Origin of the sequence: Paraburkholderia phenazinium (genome assembly GCF_900100735.1) — a bacterium.
GTDB classification, from domain to species: domain Bacteria; phylum Pseudomonadota; class Gammaproteobacteria; order Burkholderiales; family Burkholderiaceae; genus Paraburkholderia; species Paraburkholderia phenazinia.
The window spans coordinates 676109-694782 of record NZ_FNCJ01000001.1; the positions used below are offsets into that span (position 1 = coordinate 676109).

Annotated in this window: 17 protein-coding genes; 9 read left to right on the forward strand and 8 right to left on the reverse strand. The window is 60.6% G+C overall.

Features of this window, described 5'->3' with window-relative positions; all coding sequences use genetic code 11:
* Positions 1–3: 3 nt before the first annotated feature.
* Positions 4–363: an arsenate reductase (glutaredoxin) gene (gene arsC / locus BLQ92_RS03060; RefSeq protein ID WP_090681571.1), complete on the reverse strand. Its 360-nt coding sequence runs from the start codon at positions 361–363 to the stop codon at positions 4–6.
* 989 nt (positions 364–1352) lie between these two features.
* Here arsC and parA point away from each other — a divergent pair.
* Complete coding sequence (gene parA / locus BLQ92_RS03065) at positions 1353–2015, forward strand: ParA family partition ATPase (RefSeq protein WP_090681573.1); 663 nt, start codon at positions 1353–1355, stop codon at positions 2013–2015.
* Between the two features lie 24 nt (positions 2016–2039).
* Positions 2040–3101, forward strand: a complete 1062-nt coding sequence (locus BLQ92_RS03070; protein ID WP_090681575.1) for a ParB/RepB/Spo0J family partition protein — start codon at positions 2040–2042, stop codon at positions 3099–3101.
* Between the two features lie 46 nt (positions 3102–3147).
* Here BLQ92_RS03070 and BLQ92_RS03075 read toward each other — a convergent pair whose 3' ends face one another.
* Positions 3148–4497, reverse strand: a complete 1350-nt coding sequence (locus tag BLQ92_RS03075; protein ID WP_090681577.1) for a replication initiation protein — start codon at positions 4495–4497, stop codon at positions 3148–3150.
* Positions 4498–6802: 2305 nt separating this feature from the next.
* Between BLQ92_RS03075 and BLQ92_RS03085 the strand changes: the two genes are divergently transcribed.
* A complete protein-coding gene (locus BLQ92_RS03085; protein ID WP_090681581.1) occupies positions 6803–8008 on the forward strand; it encodes a DNA-binding protein in 1206 nt (401 codons plus the stop codon).
* Between the two features lie 101 nt (positions 8009–8109).
* On the opposite strand, the gene BLQ92_RS03090 is transcribed toward BLQ92_RS03085, so the two are convergent.
* From BLQ92_RS03090 to BLQ92_RS03100, 3 genes are all read right to left on the reverse strand, one after another.
* Positions 8110–9171: a tyrosine-type recombinase/integrase gene (locus BLQ92_RS03090; RefSeq protein WP_090681582.1), complete on the reverse strand. Its 1062-nt coding sequence runs from the start codon at positions 9169–9171 to the stop codon at positions 8110–8112.
* 166 nt (positions 9172–9337) lie between these two features.
* On the reverse strand, positions 9338–9736 hold the full coding sequence (locus BLQ92_RS03095; RefSeq protein ID WP_090681584.1) for a DUF2471 family protein: 399 nt from the start codon (positions 9734–9736) through the stop codon (positions 9338–9340).
* 130 nt (positions 9737–9866) lie between these two features.
* Positions 9867–10481, reverse strand: a complete 615-nt coding sequence (locus BLQ92_RS03100) for a helix-turn-helix domain-containing protein (RefSeq protein ID WP_090681586.1) — start codon at positions 10479–10481, stop codon at positions 9867–9869.
* 150 nt (positions 10482–10631) lie between these two features.
* Between BLQ92_RS03100 and BLQ92_RS03105 the strand changes: the two genes are divergently transcribed.
* Positions 10632–11831 carry a glycine C-acetyltransferase gene (locus BLQ92_RS03105; protein ID WP_090681587.1) on the forward strand — a complete coding sequence of 400 codons (1200 nt, stop codon included), beginning with the start codon at positions 10632–10634 and terminating at the stop codon, positions 11829–11831.
* Between the two features lie 13 nt (positions 11832–11844).
* Positions 11845–12873, forward strand: coding sequence for an L-threonine 3-dehydrogenase (gene tdh / locus BLQ92_RS03110; protein ID WP_090681589.1), 1029 nt, complete (start codon positions 11845–11847; stop codon positions 12871–12873).
* A gap of 128 nt (positions 12874–13001) precedes the next feature.
* On the opposite strand, the gene BLQ92_RS03115 is transcribed toward tdh, so the two are convergent.
* Positions 13002–13652: a YceI family protein gene (locus BLQ92_RS03115; protein WP_090681892.1), complete on the reverse strand. Its 651-nt coding sequence runs from the start codon at positions 13650–13652 to the stop codon at positions 13002–13004.
* 185 nt (positions 13653–13837) lie between these two features.
* Between BLQ92_RS03115 and BLQ92_RS03120 the strand changes: the two genes are divergently transcribed.
* From BLQ92_RS03120 to BLQ92_RS03130, 3 genes are all read left to right on the forward strand, one after another.
* Positions 13838–14479 carry a TetR/AcrR family transcriptional regulator gene (locus BLQ92_RS03120; RefSeq protein ID WP_090681590.1) on the forward strand — a complete coding sequence of 214 codons (642 nt, stop codon included), beginning with the start codon at positions 13838–13840 and terminating at the stop codon, positions 14477–14479.
* A 14-nt stretch (positions 14480–14493) separates the two neighbouring features.
* The gene (locus BLQ92_RS03125; RefSeq protein ID WP_090681592.1) at positions 14494–14973 is read left to right on the forward strand and encodes a nuclear transport factor 2 family protein; all 480 of its coding nucleotides are present in this window, start codon (positions 14494–14496) and stop codon (positions 14971–14973) included.
* A gap of 264 nt (positions 14974–15237) precedes the next feature.
* Positions 15238–15756, forward strand: coding sequence for a hypothetical protein (locus BLQ92_RS03130; protein WP_090681593.1), 519 nt, complete (start codon positions 15238–15240; stop codon positions 15754–15756).
* A gap of 281 nt (positions 15757–16037) precedes the next feature.
* Here BLQ92_RS03130 and BLQ92_RS03135 read toward each other — a convergent pair whose 3' ends face one another.
* The gene (locus BLQ92_RS03135) at positions 16038–17282 is read right to left on the reverse strand and encodes an NAD(P)/FAD-dependent oxidoreductase (protein WP_090681595.1); all 1245 of its coding nucleotides are present in this window, start codon (positions 17280–17282) and stop codon (positions 16038–16040) included.
* A 121-nt stretch (positions 17283–17403) separates the two neighbouring features.
* Between BLQ92_RS03135 and BLQ92_RS03140 the strand changes: the two genes are divergently transcribed.
* A complete protein-coding gene (locus BLQ92_RS03140) occupies positions 17404–18141 on the forward strand; it encodes a class I SAM-dependent methyltransferase (protein WP_090681596.1) in 738 nt (245 codons plus the stop codon).
* A 77-nt stretch (positions 18142–18218) separates the two neighbouring features.
* On the opposite strand, the gene BLQ92_RS03145 is transcribed toward BLQ92_RS03140, so the two are convergent.
* Positions 18219–18656: an excinuclease ABC subunit A gene (locus BLQ92_RS03145; protein WP_090681598.1), complete on the reverse strand. Its 438-nt coding sequence runs from the start codon at positions 18654–18656 to the stop codon at positions 18219–18221.
* Positions 18657–18674: the final 18 nt, after the last annotated feature.

The following is an 18674-nucleotide window of genomic DNA, read 5'->3' on the forward strand; positions in this document are numbered from 1 at the left end:
GACTCATTCGAATAGTGCTTTGATATTTTCAGGCGGCCTGCCGATGACGGCGCGTCCGTTGCGCACGACGATCGGACGCTGCATCAGGATGGGATGCTGCTCGATCGCTTCGTATAACTGATCGTCAGAAAGTTCGAGGTTGCCGAGGCCGAGTTCCTGGTAGGCGGACTCCGTGTCGCGCAACATTTCTCGGACCGGAGCGCCGAGCATGGCGTTGAGGGTTTTGAGTTGCGCCACCGATAACGGGTGTTTCAGATACTCGACGATTTCTACGGGTTCGTTGGCCGCATTGTAGGTGGTGGCGATCAACTCGCACGTGCTTCGGGATTTGGAGCAACGGGGGTTGTGATAGATCGTGATCATGAGGACAGGTCGGTCGCGAGAGAGCGTGGGGAGATGGGGATTTTAGCGTTCATTGGTGGGGCAGTTGGTGGGCTATGGGCGGGAGGGAGTTCGTTTCGGTCGGGGTGTGGACTGGTCCGGCGCGGATGGGCAGGAAGGTGGATTGGGTTCGATGGCGCCGTGGTGGATTGGGGTCTAAGGGGACGCTGGCGAGGGATGGGCAAGTTAGATTTTTATATTTTTAGCGTTTTTATTGGTGATTGTCGGGGCTGGTGCGGGGGTAGAGTTGGGATCGGGTAGGTAGGGTGCGGGGACCTGACTCGTAATGCAGTCGGCAATAAGGGCGTGCGCCCGTGTGGTGTGGGCATCGCTCCTGGAGGGGAAGACTCACCGCTTCTTCTATGGCACAGATCCTCTCCGGGCCACACGTCATGCGCAATGTTTATGCGCATAAAGTCGACGCCTTCGACCACTCCCGCGCCGCCGTTTGACCTCGCCGTTTGACCTCGCCGTTTGACCTCGCCGTTTGACCTCGCCGTTTGACCTCGCCGTTTGACCTCGCCGTTTTACGTCGACCTGGTCGCGCCGAGTCGAGCCTCTGACCGCACTACCTCAGTGTCCGAACGCGATGCTGCAGGGCGCAGCCGAAACATGAGGCAACGCGCGGGCAAATCGCAGCCACTATCCAGCAACCTCGCCTTCCTAAATCCACCACGCCCACGGCCACCCGTTCATTACCCTCGAACCAATCCACTCTCGCAACGCACATGGCCACATCACCGCCACGTTGCCCGCCCATAGTTGACCGTGCGCCGCTCGCGCATGAGTTCATGCAGCAAGCAGCGAACCAGTGCAAGCACTCCAAGCCACCACTTCAGCGACCACTCGGGACGTTTATGCGCATAAACCTCTCCCGAATGGCTAACGCGTCGTACGTTTACGACAAAAACGATTGAAATAGAAATTCATCAAGGTAAAATCCAACAGCGTCTAAAAAGAGGAGGTGAAGATTGGCAGCAGAAATCATCGCGGTAACACAGCAGAAGGGCGGGGTCGGGAAAAGCACAATCGCGATGCACCTCGGCGCTGCCTTCCATGAGAAAGGTAAGCGCGTCCTCGTCGTAGACGCCGACGGCCAAAACACCTTGGTGCACTGGACCAGCGCATCGTCCGATAGCGAATCCGGCATCCCCTTCCCAGTCGTCAACCTGTCCGAATTCGGTGGCCAGATCCACCGTGAGATCAAGAAGTTCGTGGCGGACTACGACATCATCGTGGTGGATTGCCCGCCCTCCATCACCGAGAAAGTCTCCGGCGTCGTCCTGCTTGCAGCGACCGTAGCCATCATCCCCACCTCCTCATCGCCGGCCGACTATTGGTCGAGCGTGGGCTTGGTGAAGCTCATCCAGCAAGCGCAGGCGATGAACGAAGACCTGCGCGCCGTCTTCTTACTGAACAAGACTGAAGAGAAGCGGATGCTGACCCGTGAGCTCAAGCGCGCGCTGGAGGAACTGGGGTTCCCGCTGCTGAAGACCCAGATTCCTACCCGCGAAGCTTATAAGCAGGCCATGGCCCTCGGGCAAACCGTGCTGCAAATGAACGACCGCGGCGCCAAACTCGCAGCCGCCGAAGTGCGCGCGTTCGCCGACGAGATCGCCGCCCTGCTCCCCTGAATTTATGCGCATAAAGGACACTGAATGAAACCCTCACAATTTGCCAAAGGCTTTCAAGCACGTCCGGATACGACTAGCAGCGAAAAGCGAACCGCCCTCGACCGGCTCAATGCCATCGACGGCCTGGTACAGAATGCACCGAAGGCCGCCGACCTTGCCGGCCGCTCCAGTCAGCCCGTTTCTCCGCCTGTCGTTGCCGAAGCCGATCCGGTGGACACGCTCAATGAATCCGCCGAGTACCACGCGTGGCGTATTGAGCATGGATACCGTCCAGGACAGGTGATCGAACTCGCACTTAAAGCGATCAAGCCCAGCCCGTTCAATCCGCGCCACTTCTATCTGAAGTCGTCGATCGCCGAGCTGGCGGTCAATCTGGCGAAGCAGGGTCAGCAGCAGGCGATCCACGTGATCCCTGATTACGACAATCCTGGTACCTACTTCGTCAGCGATGGCGGCCGTCGCGTGCGCGCGTTGAAGGAGGCGAACAAGGAGTCGGTGAAGGCGATCGTGATCGATCTGCCGATCGGCATTCAGAGCTACAAGCTCGGCTACGACCTGAACGTTCAGCGCGATTCACAGACGGTGTTCGACAACGCGATCGTCTGGAAGCGCTTTCTGGACGAGAAGTATTTTCAGAGCCAGAAGGAGTTGGCCGAGCATCTTGGGCTGGACGAATCGACGGTCGCGGTCGCGTTGTCGATTGCCAAGTTGCCTGAGTTGGTGATGCAGGAGATGGTCGCGCGCACGGATCGTTTCGGCTCGAACATGGCTTACCAGGTGGGGCGTTATCACAGCGCCCGCGGCTCCGACGCCACGTTGCGGCTGATCAACAAGATCCTGTCGGACGATCTGAGCACGCGACAGGTGGCCGACATCGTAAAGGGTCGTGCAACCGCCCAGGAGAGCACCAAGGTAGCGGGGCGGCAGCGCTATGCGCAACGCCTTGAGATCAAGCTCGATGGGATCGCGGTGGGCGATCTGAAGACGTATGGTGAGGACCGCATCGAACTCCGCCTGAAGGGTCTGTCGAAGGAGAAGCGCGATGACATCCTGAGGCAGATCGAGCAGATGTTGCAGCAGAAGTAAGGGGATTGTGCGGCGCCGGAAACGACGCCGCACACAACAGAAGAGATCAGGCCGCGCGCGACTGGCTCAAGGTAAAAGCCAGCAGATCGCCGTCAGTCGGCTCACCCCAAGTCTTACGGGCCAGCCAGTCGAAGAAGGCCGTCTCGGCCAGCTTCGAATCCAGCCCACGCCGGCGCCAGTCGTCGCGCATGTGCGAACCCAGATCCGGCAATTCATCTTCTTCAAACGAGCGGCGCGCCACTTCGCGCTCCGAGTCGCCTTGCTCGTCATAGAGCGCGCGCGCTTCCTTGCGACGATAAGCCGAATACTCTCCCAGCAAGCGCGCCTTCAGATCGTCGGCCGGTGCGGCCACCGCTGCCTTGCCGCCGCTGCCCGATGGCAACGACTCGACCGGTGGGGCATAACCCTTCTTCAACGCATCCTTGAACAGGGCCGGGGCACTGCGCACCGGCGGCAGCGACGTGCTGCGCATGCGTTGTTCCGTCATCTGCAAAGCGGCGCGAATGCGGTTTTCTTCGCTGTCCGCGTAGAGCGTCTGCGCTTCCTTGAGCGGAATGCCGATCTTCACCATCCGGTCGACCAGCGTGCTGTCGAACACGTTCGGATGCTCGTCGAGCGCCAGCATCGGCTGCTTGCGCTCGGTCACGCGGAACTGGATCTCGGCGACCCGGCGGCCTTCGCGGTGCTCGATCAGCTCGACAAAGATGTTGGTAACCGCGTTCACCTCGGCGATAGCCGGGCGCAGGTAATCGCGCTTGAAGTACTTGTACTCGCGCTTTGCCTCGTCGCCCGCTTCGGTGTCCGGCGTGCCGGAGAGAATCGGCCGCCACCATTCCCACGACTCGCGCATCGTCAGGTGGCTCGGATTGGTCAGATAGCGCACGCAGATCTCGTACAGCGCCAAGCCCGCGCTACTGCGCAACTGGCTCTGGAACTGCAGGCTCAAGCGTGCATACTGCACCGGGTCGAGCAGCTTTTTCTTGATCTTCGGTGCGAACGAAAACTCGACCCACACGCGCCGCGTGGTCGGATCTTCGAGAATTTCCGCATCGGCAATCAGTGTCGAGATACCCCACTTGCGGCCGGGCTTCTGACTCGAGGTGCCGGTACTCCATTCGACCTGCACCGACACCATGCGACGCAGGTGCTCCTTGACGAGCGCGGTGTCGTTCGAATCGAATGCGGAGTTGGCAACAATATCGGAAAGCAGTGCCCGGTAAGTATCGCCGGACTCGTCCGCCTGCTGGGCAACCGCCAGTAGAACGTTGAATAGCTTTCGGGTGAGAAGGGTGATCTTGCCGCTCTTGGGCTGAATCGCGATCGCCTCGACGGCTTTGCGCAATTCGGCTGAGCTCGGGCTCACCACATCAGTCTTCTTCGCGCGCTTCGTGGCCATGCGTCGGGTCGAGGAGGGATTTGGCGAGAGCATACCGGCTGTGGTGAAGCGCGTCTATAGGGCCCCTCTCACCATTCCCGGTGAAGTGAGTTTACGGAGCGCGACTCACCTCGGTCCACTCCCGAAAATGCTCACCTCAACCATTTGACGCCAGGTTGCGGGTGTCTTTGCTCCTCGCGGGCCAGGCAAAAATGCTCCATTCCATGGTGCATCGCAATCAGGAAGTTTACGCTCCCGTATCGACTCACCTTAAAAATTGTCGCGAATTCACGACTTGATTCGCACTCCTGGATGGCTCGGCACCGGCGTGCAGTTCGGAACCCGGAGCGCGAACCGGATGGACGATCCTTGCAGCAGGGGAGAGTAGTGAAACCTGGGGCACAACGTGAGTTTGAGTTCGCCACTGATCGGGAGATGTTGTCACCGTGGGCTCGATCGCCAGGCCGGCTGGTTTGCGAGGCGGCCCGACGCGCCGGCGCACTGCGCTGTGTCGCGTCACGCGCGGCCAACCTGCGGCGCTCGCAGTCCCTGACAAGCACGGCATCGTGCGTGCGACTGCCTGCTAGTCCGGCAACCACAAAGCCCTGACGACGCGGCCTAAGGCCATCAGACGGCCTGCTTGCCTACGAACCGTGCCCGGGATCATGGTGAGGCGGCCACATGGTGTTGATCGCACCGAACAGTCTATGGCGGCGCGCGGCGTTAAGACGGCGATACCGTCAACGCGACGCCCGCAGTTCCTGGATCGACCGTCGCCTGCTTCGACGATACGTCTCTTCCGCCAAACTTCAGAAGCGCAATCCACAGCAAACCCAGCCGACACCGAGGACATACCGAACGAGCTTCGCCTGCCATTCCTCGATACGCCGAACTCACACCTCCCTTCCTACAGTCACAATCCCGCGCCCAAACTCCCGAAAACCCTCACCTTTACTCTAACCGAACCCGCGAAAACACATGGCCCAGGCAGAATTGCATAGGAATAGAGCAACAAAACACTCCCGAAAAGCCTCACCTTTGGTCCGAATCGACTCATCACGGATCGCCCGCAGCACAGCCCCATCTACCTCCCGAAAACCCTCACCCATCCTCTAAACCATTAAAATCAATAATAATTTCATGCACTTACAGAAAACATGTTGTGTATCGCTTCAACTAAAGGGGTCCTGAAAAGCCTCACCTTAAGGAGCGTCTCAAGCGGCTACGAGTCAAATCGCTCCCACGCCACATCCCCCCGAAAAACCTCACCATTGAAAATTCAGCCTCGTTGAATTTGATCTCACCAATCAAGCTCAGTAGGGCATTTCCCGTAAGTAACCGCCAACTTTCTCCCGAAAAACCTCACCTTAGGCGGTTTTCACCGTCCAATCGGCTCCTGAAAACCCTCACCTTTAGCGCGAACGGTGCGGTTTTGTATCCTCCGAGAAGCTCCTCGGCACACGTCCCGAATAAGCTCACCTTTGCCGGCAATGCTGCGAATCCAGGTCGATTCCGCACCTCAACTCTTCTTAGTGCCCCCGTCAGGCTCCCGGAAAACCTCACCTTAGGGGCTCAGTGCCCAAAATTCGGGCATAAATTCATCCCGCTCCCCGAAAAGCCTCACCTTCTCTGCGCGTTTTCTCCCGCGTTGCCTCACCAAAGGCTTTCGGCGCCCCAAATTTGCGCCAAAAAGTGGGGTTAGAATGCCTCCCGAAAGCTCTCACCGCACCAACCTGGCGAGATCCAGGTAGTTTTTACGTCCAGCCGGGCTGCAAGGCCCGTCTGGTCCCGCAAAACCTCACCTTTGCTAAATCGCCATTTTGTAAGCGGCTCCTGAACCCGCTCACTCAGTGTCCCGCAGGCCCTCACCACGGTCCCTGAACCTCATCACTCGACTATCCCGCAAGCCCTCACCAGCTCTCCCGTAAAGCTTCACCTGACTTCGCTGAAACCCTTGCCTGGTAAGGATCTGCCGTGGCGTTAACGTTTTTAACAAGGGTTCAAGGGTGTTTACTTTTATTACTCTCAAGAATTTCATCCCCCGTGTGTCCTTCGGACAGCCCTGTCCTCACCCCATGCCCCCAATTCCGCTTCGTGAAACAGTCCTGTCACGCCCAAAAAACCAAAAAACCCGTTTCTTTCCAAAGGCTTATTGACTATTCTTCGTTTTGTTTCACGGAAAATCCGCTGCAGGTAAGTCCCATGCGCCTCACAGTGACTTCAACCCCCACCGATCACCAAGAAAACCACCTGCCCCTATAAAGGTGTAGCAAACGATACGTAAATTGTTATGATTCATCGAATCCTAGCGATACACGAGGTGTAAATGAATCTGGATGAGGAACGGCAGGCGATCCGGCAGGAGCTCGAATCGATGCGTGAAAGCGGCGCCCGCCGCCAGGACTTGTCCCTGCATGCATGCAAGCGTCTTTTCTTCGATCTTGGCATTCGGCCATCCATGGCTACGGTCCGCGATCTGACCCAAACCGGCAGCGCCAGCGACATTCCGAAAGACATCGATAGCTTCTGGGAACGGATCCGTACCGCTTCGCGGATCCGTGTCGGCGCAGGCAGCATCCCAAAAATTCTTGAAGACCGTGCCGGTGAACTCCTCGGTGCGTTATTCGAGGAGGCCATCGCCCACGCGCGAACAACCTTGGACGGCGAGCGCGCAGATATCCAGACCCAGATCGAGGCAGCGGAGCGGGATGCGCGCGAGGCAGAAATTCGCCGGGAGGCTTCGGAAGAAGCGATTCGCCGCAGCGACGCGCGAGCCGATGCAGCATGGGAACGCGTTCGAGCGCTTGAAGCGGAATTGGCAATGGCGAATTCACACGGCACGGCCCACCAGGACAGTCTGCAGGCAAGTGTGCGCCGGCTTGACGCGGAAAATGAAACGCTGCGCAAGCGTCTCGAAACCGAGCAATCCACCAACGCGGCTTTGCGCGATCGGATCGACGCGTTGCATCTCGATTTGCGCCACAGCACCGAGCACTATGCGCAGCAGATCAAAGACGCAGTCGCGGAAGCTGAACGACGCGTCAAACCCATGCTGGTCGAGCTCGACTCGTTGCGCAGCATGGCGGCGACTTATCAATCCGGCGTGCGCGATGCCAGTCGCAAGGAATTTGAGTTCATCCAGCAAATCGCGGCGGCCAAGGCTCGCGGCGATCGGTTGGATGCACAACTGCGCGAACAATCCGACGAACTCGATGCCCTCAGCAAGGAAATGGCAACCTTGCGCTCGCAACAGGGTGTGGATCCGGCAGTCGCGGACCTGCTATGCGCACTCGCAAGTTCCGGCCGCCTGAGTGATGCCGAAATGGCGACGATCGGCACCGTTGCAGACGGTCACGTGGCGCTGCCGTTGCGGTGTCCAAAATGTGAGGAAGGTGAACCCGAACTCTCTGAGGTCGATCACCGCTACGAACTCCAATGTCCGGAGTGCGAGCACTCCTCCGGACTGGGGAATTCCCGTCTGGAGGCGGTGACACGGTTTCTGTCGCTCCGACCGGTGACGTCGAAGGCATAGACGGAACTCACCGACTTCGCCGCCATGCAACAAAAACGCAGCGAAAGGTGAGCGAATTCGGGACCGAAAAGGTGAGGCTTTTCAGGAAAGTTCTCGCACGCTTACTTGGCTGGAGGCCCGTCAGACGGCGCGGCTTCTTCCGCGCCATTGTCAGATTGCGGTGCGTCAGACGTCAGGATTTTTTGCTGGTCCGACCAGCTTTTCCAGGCGCGGTGCAGCCGGTTAGCGGAAACCGACTGCATAAAGCCGAGCCACTGTCCGACCAGATCCGCCGCGACCCCCGTTTCGAACAGGTCGGCGGCGAACGTGTTGCGCAGGGTTTGAGGGCTCGCACGCGACTCACGCGATTCAGCGAAACCCGCGGCTTCGATCAGCGCATCGACGGAACGCAGCATCGTGGCTTTATGCATTGGCCGACCGGAGGGCGATGCCGGAAACACGAGATTGCCGGCTAGTTCCGAGAGCCGCCGTTCCGCAAGCCATGCGTCCAACGCCGCCACGGCGAAGGGCGCAAGCCGCGTGCGGCGGATCAATGCCGGGTTCGGCGAGTCGATCGTCACCCACGGTGAACCCGGTGACACGCAACTAACCGTTAGCGATCGAGCCTCGCCCGTCTTCAATCCCCCGCCGAGAAACACGGCGATCAATGCGCGGTCGCGGCGTTCGCGCCAGCGCTGTGCCGCAGAGAGTTGGCTAAAGGGCGAGAACAGATGAGCAACCAGCAGCGCCCGCTCTTGCGGGGTCAGAAATCCAGTTGGTTCGTTATCCCGAGCATTGCGCCAGGCGGCTTCGCCGTCCTGGGCGATAAAGCGTGCCGGGTTGGTCGAGGCCAGTTCGATTTCCCGAACGTGGTCGAGCACGCGCTCGATCAGCCGTAAATAACGAACCCGCTGCGGTTTTCGAATCGCTAGCCCGGCGACGAAGTCGGCGATCGTGCGGGTGTCGACGGTCATGAGGGTTGTGTGCCTGAGCGCCATCCAGTCGAGAAAGAGTCCCCACTGCGCTTGATACACCTCGGCCGATGAGCGGCGAAAGTGTTGCTTCGAGAGCCAGGCGTCGAAAGCGATGCGCGGATCGCGGCGCCAGTCCTCACGTTCCTGATCGAACAGATCCGAGGCAGGGATGCCTCGGTCGGCGGAGCCGGGCGAGTGGGGAGAGACCATAGCCTGTTTTACCGTTAGTTGCGTATTATTATAGGTCAGATGTCTCCTGTCGATCGGAGTAAGCGCTTTAGCGCTTACTCCGGTCCCATGCAAAATCGTTGTTGTCTGGGAATCAACATGATCTGCCGAGTCGGCCGAGCGATCCGGCAGCATCAGCGGGCAGCGCTCAGCCGCCCCAGGCGCGAGAGCGCCGAACCGTGTCTTGCGCCGGCACAGCCCGCGCCGCGTTGCGATGCGCTTCTTCGTACACGGAAACCGCGAAGGCGAACACCGCGGGCAACGCGTTGGACGCGCCGAAATCCACCGGATCATCGGTCTCTGGATAAGGGAGCGCGGAAGGCCGCTGGAACAGGCCGAGCATCAATGCGTCGTGCCGGCTGGCGAAACCGAGGTCGGTGAGGGCTTCTGCCTCGATAGCGTGCAGTAGCCGCCAGGTTAGCGGAACTTGTTGCACGATGTAGCGCGCAGCAATGCTGCGGACGATGTGTTCGAGATCGCGCGCCGCGGTCTGGAAGCGCAGCGCAGCCAGGCCGTGGTCGGCGTGGTGGGTTGTCAGTTCGTTCATTTCGGCTCCGGTCAATCTGCGTATACTGTACAAACATACAGTACTCAAATCAACCTCGGCCGGATGGCCTAGTCTCCAAGCCCGCGTCCTTATCCCGGGTGCATACGGGCACGCTCGGTGTCCCTGGCACTCAGCCGTGAATCACTACGAGCAGGGCTTTCGCTTCGCTTTTGCCGGCATTGCGAATGGCGTGCGGTTCATCGGCGACATAACGTGCCGTGTCCGCGGCCTTCAGGCGTTTGGTGGTGCCCGCCGCCTCGATCTCGACCGAGCCGTTCAGCACAGTCAAATGTTCGCGCGTGCCCGGTTCGTGTGCGTTCGAGACGAGCGCCCCGCCCGCCTGCAGCGTCAACTCGTACCACTCGAACTTGCCTGCCAGTTCAATCGGCCCCCACACGCGCAACTGATATTTGGCGTCGTGACCGCTGAGCGTCGGAATCTCGTGCGGTCCGGACACGGCGATGGCTTCCGGCGCTTTCTGCTGTGCGAACAGCGAATCCAGACTGACACCTAGCGCATTGGTGAGCCGCCAGGCGACCGCAATGGTCGGATTGGCCTTGTCTCGCTCGATTTCCGACAGCATCGACTTCGACACGCCCGCCGCGCGCGACAGGTCGTCGAGCGTCATGCGGCGCTCGCTGCGCAGCCGCTGGATCTGTTCGCCCACGCGCGGCGGCGCCGCCACGGTTTGGGCTAAAGTGGGTGCAGCGCTGGGTGCTGCGCGCCGGGTTCCCGAACTTGCCATTTTCTGACCTATCGTTTAGAGTTGTTCGACATACCGAACCTAAGTTCGGAAAATCGAAATTTTTCGATAAAACCGATATCCGACTATAGCAGGCCGTCATCGCGCCGAACATTGCGGCCGCGCGGTCTACCCTCTCCAGGAGACTGATGTATGCGTGAACCCTACCTCGCTCATCTGCGCAGCACGCTCGAGCAGATCCGCGCCGACGGCTTCTACAAGACTGAACGCGTGATCGCGAGCCCGCAATCGGCTGACGTACGGCTCGCCGACGGCACGGACGTCCTGAACTTCTGCGCCAACAACTATCTGGGCCTCGCCGACGACGCCCGCCTGATCGCCGCCGCCAAAGACGGACTCGATCGCGACGGTTTCGGCATGGCCTCGGTGCGCTTTATCTGCGGCACCCAGACCGTGCACAAGGAACTGGAACAGGCGCTCGCCGCATTTCTGCAAACCGACGACTGTATTCTGTACTCGAGCTGTTTCGATGCGAACGGCGGCCTGTTCGAAACGCTGCTCGACGAATCCGACGCCATCATCAGCGACGAACTGAATCACGCCAGCATTATCGACGGCGTGCGGCTCTCGAAGGCCAAGCGCTTTCGCTACAAGAACAACGACCTGGCCGACCTCGAAGCCAAGCTGAAAGAGGCCGACGCCGCCGGCGCGCGCTTCAAGCTGATCGCCACGGACGGCGTGTTCTCGATGGACGGCATCATCGCCGACCTCGCCGGCATCTGCGATCTGGCCGACCGTTACGGCGCGCTCGTGATGGTGGACGATTCGCACGCAGTCGGCTTCATCGGCGAACACGGCCGCGGCACGCCGGAACATTGTGGCGTGCTGTCGCGCGTCGACATCATCACCGGCACGCTGGGCAAGGCCTTGGGCGGCGCATCGGGCGGCTACGTGGCGGCGCGCAAGGAAATCGTCGAACTGCTGCGGCAACGCTCGCGTCCGTACCTATTCTCCAACACGCTCACGCCGAGCATCGCGGCGGCCTCGCTCAAAGTACTCGAACTGCTCGCCAGCACGGAGGGCGCGGAACTGCGCGCACGCGTGCGCGAGAACGGCGCGCATTTCCGCAGCAAGATGAGCGCGCTCGGCTTCACGCTGGTACCGGGCGAACACCCGATCATCCCCGTGATGCTCGGCGACGCGCAACTTGCTTCACGCATGGCGGACGCGCTGCTGAAGGAAGGCGTCTACGTGATCGGCTTCTCGTTCCCGGTTGTGCCGAAGGGCCGCGCACGCATTCGCACGCAGATGAGCGCGGCGCATACGTCCGAACAGATCGACCGCGCCGTGGACGCATTTGCGCGCGTCGGCCGTTCGCTCGGCATTATCTAACCCGGAGGCGCACATGAAAGCACTCGCAAAACTCGAACGCGCCCCGGGCCTGACGCTCACGGACGTACCGAAACCCGAAGTCGGCCATAACGACGTGATGATCCGCATCAAGCGTACGGCGATCTGCGGCACGGATATCCACATCTGGAAGTGGGACGACTGGGCGCAGAAGACGATTCCTGTGCCGATGCACGTGGGTCACGAATACGTCGGCGAGATCGTCGAAATGGGCCAGGAAGTGCGCGGCTTTGCAATCGGCGATCGCGTGTCGGGCGAAGGCCATATCACCTGCGGTTTCTGTCGCAACTGTCGCGCGGGGCGCCGGCATCTGTGCCGCAATACTGTTGGCGTGGGTGTCAATCGTGAAGGCGCGTTCGCGGAGTATCTGGTGATTCCGGCGTTCAACGCCTTCAAGATTCCGCCTGAAATCTCCGACGATCTCGCCGCGATCTTCGATCCGTTTGGCAACGCGACGCATACCGCGCTGTCGTTCAACCTGGTCGGCGAGGACGTGTTGATTACCGGCGCCGGGCCGATCGGCATCATGGCGGTGGCGATTGCGAAGCACGTTGGCGCACGCAACGTCGTGATTACGGATGTCAATGACTACCGGCTCGAACTTGCCCGCAAGATGGGCGCGACGCGCGCCGTGAATGTTTCGCGCGAATCGCTGCGCGACGTGATGGCCGATCTGCACATGACGGAAGGCTTCGATGTGGGCCTGGAAATGTCCGGCGTGCCGAGCGCGTTCACCAGCATGCTAGAAGCGATGAATCACGGTGGCAAGGTTGCGCTGCTCGGCATTCCGCCGGCGCAGACCGCAATCGACTGGAACCAGGTGATCTTCAAGGGTCTGGAAATCAAGGGCATTTATGGCCGCGAGATGTTCGAGACCTGGTACAAGATGGTGGCGATGCTGCAAAGCGGCCTGGACCTGTCGCCGATCCTCACGCACCACTTCCCTGTCGATGATTATCAAAAAGCGTTTGCCACCATGCTCTCGGGCGAAAGCGGCAAGGTGATTCTCGACTGGACGGCCTGAGTCTGAGCCTGGGCCAGATTCATTCGCCTGGAAGCTGACCGGCAAGCTGCGTTGCCGTCACGCTTCCGGGCTTCCTTCCCTCCTCCCACCAACTGTGTCCGACGAGCGCGAAAGCCCAAGCGCGCCGCTTACGTGCCTGCGAGCGGCCGGTCGAACTCCGCCTGAATCCGCACGTGGACGTCGTCGCCCACCGCCGGATACCACGTCCCCAATCCGAACTTCGAACGGCTGAAACTGCCCTCGGCGGAAAAGCCGAGCGTGTTCTGTTTGGTCAGCGGGTCGGGGCCGAAGCCGTTGAACACCACATTGAGCGTAACCGGTTCGGTCGCACCGCGAATCGTCAGATTGCCGGTGAGCTTGCCGCGTGCCTCGCCGGTGCGCTCAAACCCCGTGCTGACAAAGCGGATCTGCGGATACTGCGCCACGTCGAACATGTTGTCCCCTTTGACCAGCTTGTCGAGCAAGGGCACGTTGGTATCCACGCTCGCGGCGTCGATGGCCACCGCAACCGAACTCTTGTCGAGGCCGCCCGCGTTCCAGTCAAGCTGTGCAGTGGCGCGGTCGAAGCGCATGGTAAAGCGCGAATACTTCAGATGGTCGACGTCGAACGTGATGCTCCAATGATGCGCATCGAGCATGTACTGCCCCACTGGCACGCTTGCTTCGGTTTGCGTCACCGAGTGCGTGACGACCTGCAGCGGTGTACAGGCCGCTACAACAGCCACTGCCACCATCGACAACGCGCGCGCCATGATTGCGCGGACAGCGTAGTGCTTCATTGCTTTGCTCCCCTGATTGGCTCCACTCCACGATAACGCAAGCAGCACACCCGCGCCAAAACGTTCATCGGGCTGTTCGCGCGGCCACGCTCTGCGCGTCTTCAAGTTAACGCCGTAGGCAGCGGGAAAATTCCATCGGGCGAATTTTTCTTGACGAAGGAGAATGATCGTTCTACTCTTCGGTCATGACTACTTCAACTGAACCCCTGACCCCAGGCAGTGCGCGCGAACGCCTGCTCGACGCTGCCGAAGCGCTGATCTACGCCGGTGGCATCCACGCAACCGGGGTGGATGCGATCGTCCGGCAATCGGGCACGGCGCGCAAAAGTTTTTATACGCACTTCGAATCGAAGGATGCGTTGGTTGCCGCAGCACTGGAGCGTCGCGACGAACGCTGGATGAACTGGTTTGCCGAAAACACGCTGCGCCACGGCAAGAGCCCGCGCACGCGTCTGATCGGCATGTTCGATGTCCTGCGCGAGTGGTTTGCCTCGGCAGACTTCCATGGTTGCGCGTTCCTCAATGCTTCCGGCGAAATCGCCGCACCGGACGATCCGATTCGCGTCGTCGCACGCGAGCACAAGGAGCGCTTGCTGGCCTTTGTGCGCACGCAGTGCGACGAGCATCTGGCCGAGAGCGGCGGCGCCGATAACCGGCGCGCCGCGCGCCTCGCGCGGCAATGGCTGATCCTGATCGACGGCGCCATCGGCGTGGCGCTGGTCAGCGGCGAACCCGACGCGGCACTGGATGCGCGCGCCGCCGCCGAGCAATTACTGAACGCGGAATCCGCGAACACTCGCGCGCCGTCCCGGCGTGCTTCCACCTGACCTTTGGAGTAACCATGGCCGATAGCATCGAAACCCGTCCACCCGTACCGCCCTTCACGCGCGAAAGCGCGATCCAGAAAGTGCGTGCCGCGGAAGATGGCTGGAATACGCGCGATCCCGAACGCGTGTCGCTCGCCTACACGCCGCAGAGCGTGTGGCGCAATCGCGCGGAGTTCGTGACCGGGCGCGCGGAAATTGTCGGACTGCTGAGCCGCAAGTGGGCGAAGGAGCTCGACTATCGTTTGATCAAGGAGCTATGGGCATACACGGACAACCGTATCGCAGTGCGCTTTGCGTACGAGTGGCACGACGATTCCGGCAACTGGTTCCGCTCCTACGGCAACGAAAACTGGGAGTTCGATGAGCACGGGCTGATGGCGCATCGTCACGCCTGCATCAACGATATGCCGATCCGCGAAGCCGACCGTCTGTACCACTGGCCGCTGGGGCGTCGTCCGGACGACCATCCGGGATTGTCCGATCTCGGTTTGTGAGCGTCTGAGACGCGTTACATACAGGCCGCATGAGTGTGCGGCCCTGCATGCCAATCGTGAGCGCCCACGGGCGTTCACCGATCTGCCACTGCTTTTCCGCTATTGTGCTGTCTGGGTATGGTCCGCGCAGGTCTCGTGCCCGTTGATCCGAGCGTCACCTCAACCTTGAGCGGACGGGTTTGAGGTACAGTGCGCGACGGACGGCAAACCGGACAATCACCAGCACATTCAATACACCGGCGCTCGACCGGTGACGGAGAAGATATGCATTTGCGGCAGACCAGCAACAACATCCGGCGCGCGCTTGTGGCGCTCGTCGCCAGCTTCGCGGTGGCTTCTACCGCGCATGCGGCGGACTGGTGCGGGGGCGGCGTCTGGGTCGACGCAATGCTCGGCTCCTACCACATCGATCCGGATCCCGGCACCCACTTCAACGAGTTCAATCCTGGCCTAGGCGTCGAGTGCTGGATCAACGGCCAATGGGGCGTGACGGCGGGAGGCTTTCGCAACTCGTTGCGCCGTCCCTCGTACTATGGCGGCGGGCTTTGGGCGCCGGAGTTTGCACACTGGGGCGTGATTCGTCTGGCTGCGATGGCCGGCATCATTTCCGGCTATAACTACGGTGACTGGGGCCTTGGCCGGAATCACACCATTGGTCCGGTGGCGGCGCCGATCATTATGTTCGACTACAAGCGCGTAGGCGCGAACCTGATTTTTATCCCGCCGATTCCTTCAGACAATTTGCCGTTCACGATCGGGTTTCAGGTGAAGGTGAAGTTCTGAGGCGGTGAGGTGTCAGCGCGTGCATCGCGCACCGCTGACGAGGCATCCTTCGGTTTGTTACGGTGAGCCGTTCCAGGATGGTGAGGACTTCCAGGGGCTGGCATCAGGATGGTGAGGATTTCCAGGAGGTGAGCGTTTCCAGGAGCTACCTCCCAAAGGTGAGGACTTCCAGGGGGTGATGAGCCCCCTGACCTGTGAAACAATGCAATGGTGAGGATTTCCAGGAGTCACCTTGCGGCGGTGCGCTCCCACACCGCCACCCTTCACAAGATCAGTGAAGCTCAGTGGTTCATGCAAATCTCATGTAGCGCATCCAGCCGCCGCACAGGATCCGCCACATACGGGTTCGACTCATCCCACGCATACCCCGCCAGGATCGCGCTGATCATGCGGCGAATGTTCGTGGTCTGACGCGGATAGAAAATGATGTCCTGCAACGCGCCCGTATACCACCGCTCCACGAACGCCCGGAACGTATCGATACCTTTTCGAAGCGGCACATCGTACGCGGCCTGCCAGTCGACCTGCTCACCATTCAGTTGCCGCTCCAGCGTCTGCACCGCCAGATGCGCCGAACGCAAGGCAATCGTCACGCCGGACGAAAATACCGGGTCCAGAAACTCGCCCGCATTACCCAGCAACGCGTAACCCGGCCCGTGCAAACGTTCGACGTTCGCTGAATACCCGCCAATATGACGCACCGGCATCAGGAACGGCGCCTCGCCAATCAACCGTGCAAGAGTCGGCTCTTGCTGGATCAGGCCGCGCAGTTTCGCCTCGCGTTCTTCGTCCGAACCCGCGAGAAACTCAGCCTCGGCGACGCAACCCACCGAAGAGCGGCCGCCTGCCAGCGGAATCATCCAGAACCAGACGTCGCGGTGTTCCGGATGGGTGGCCACGCAAATCTTGTTGCGGTCGGTGGCGTCGAGCGTCAGGCCATCGCGCACATGGGTGAAGATGGCCGCGCGCGTCGGCATCCGTGTCGGCGCTTCGAGATTCAAAAGACGTGGCAGCACGCGGCCAAAACCGCTGGCGTCGAACACATATCGAGCGTGCACCTGGTAGGCGTGGCCTTCCTCATCGACGACGTCGAGCACGGGCGCGCTGCCGGTTTGCATGGCCTGCACCGTGTGCCCGAAACGCACGTCGGCTCCCTGTTCGGCCGCGCAACGAATCAGAATGTCGTCGAACACCGAGCGTTCGACCTGATAAGTCGTGCCCCACCCCGGCGTGTGCTTGTCGCGGAAGTCGAAGGCGGATGACTTGTCCCGCCAGACAAAGTGCGCGCCGTTCTTGTACTGGAACCCCGCCTGCACGACAGCCTGCAGCATGCCAGCCTCTTCGAGGTAGGCCATGCTTTGCGGCAGCAAGCTCTCGCCAATCGAAAAGCGGGGAAAATGTTGCCGCTCGAGGACGAGCACCGAACGGCCCGATTTTCTCAGCAGTGCCGCCGCTACTGCGCCCGCCGGGCCCGCGCCGATGATCGCGACGTCGACGTTGTTGTTGGTCGGTGAAAGGGAATTCAATCTTTCCTCTAAGGGTTATCTAAAGTGAACAGCGCCGTGGCAGGTGCCGCATCTTGACTCGTGCGCTTGCCATTACAATGGCGCGCATTCAAGCAAAATCAGACTTTGCCGGGGAAAACACATGTCGTCATCTGAACTGTCCAGCGTGCCTTTCGTGCATGAAACGGCCTTCGGAATATGGTTCCTGCGCACTCATACCTGGGAACACCATGTTTTGCGTGTTGCGATCAACGACCTGAAGCGCCTGATCGACACGCCCTTGCCTGAGGCACCCGTGATTGCCGATGTCGGTTGCGGGCAAGGCATATCGTTTCGTCTGCTGGCGGATGCGTTCCGTCCGAGCCGCATCATCGGTATCGACTACCACGAGCCATCGCTCGAACTCGCTGCCCAGGCTGCACGCGCCTGCAAGGCCAGCACGCGCAACGTCGGCGACATCGAAGTGCTGCACGGCGATTGCGCGCAGCTTGCGCTGCCGAGCGCGAGCGTCGATATCGTGTTCTGCCATCAGACCTTCCATCACCTCGTCGAGCAGGAACGTGCCCTTGCCGAATTCCATCGCGTCCTGAAGCCTGGCGGCGTGCTGCTGTTTGCCGAATCCACCGACGCCTACATCAAGTCGTGGGTGATCCGTCTATTGTTCCGCCATCCTATGCATGTGCAGAAAAGCGCAGACGGCTACCTCGACATGATCCGCCATGCAGGCTTCTCGTTTGGCCAACAAAACGTCTCGTTGCCCTATCTTTGGTGGAGCCGCGCGAAGGACTTCGGTCTGTTCGAGCGGCTCGGTCTTCATCGTCCGCAGCCCGGCAAGCGTCGTGAAACGCTCGTCAATGTGGCAGCGGTGAAAGCGGGCTGACGCGCACCGGCTGACCGGCTAGGGCGAGCACTTTGCCGGCTCGCCCGGCGCCTCGCCACGCCCGCTATTGGCCTCGCTTACCGGCCTTTCAGCTTCACCACATCGCCCACCAGCGCCACGCCGGCGATGACCGCGCCTGCGCCGCACGTGAACTCCGTCGGGCTCGCGGTCAGTTCGTTGTGGTAGTTGCTCCGAATGTTGATGACCGCGTTACCGCCTTGCTGGCGCGCCTGCTGCTGCAACTCGATGACGGCAGACAGGAAGACGTGCTGGCACGCCTGGACATCGGTCTTGCCGAACGCGTTGGTCTTCTTGTTCGTTGCGATTGCGTTGAACGATTGCGCGACCGCCGGGTGGCTCTGGCCGGCGAAGAAGAGTGCGATGTCCGGTGTCACCTTGCCCGGCTCGCTGGCCAGTGCGGCGTCAACCGGATAAGTGGCGATGCTGTCGCGAGCGAAGGCGTGCGACGTAACGAAAGTGGCGCACAGGGCGGCAAGCATCAGATGGCGTTTCATTTAGGTTCCTCGTTTTAA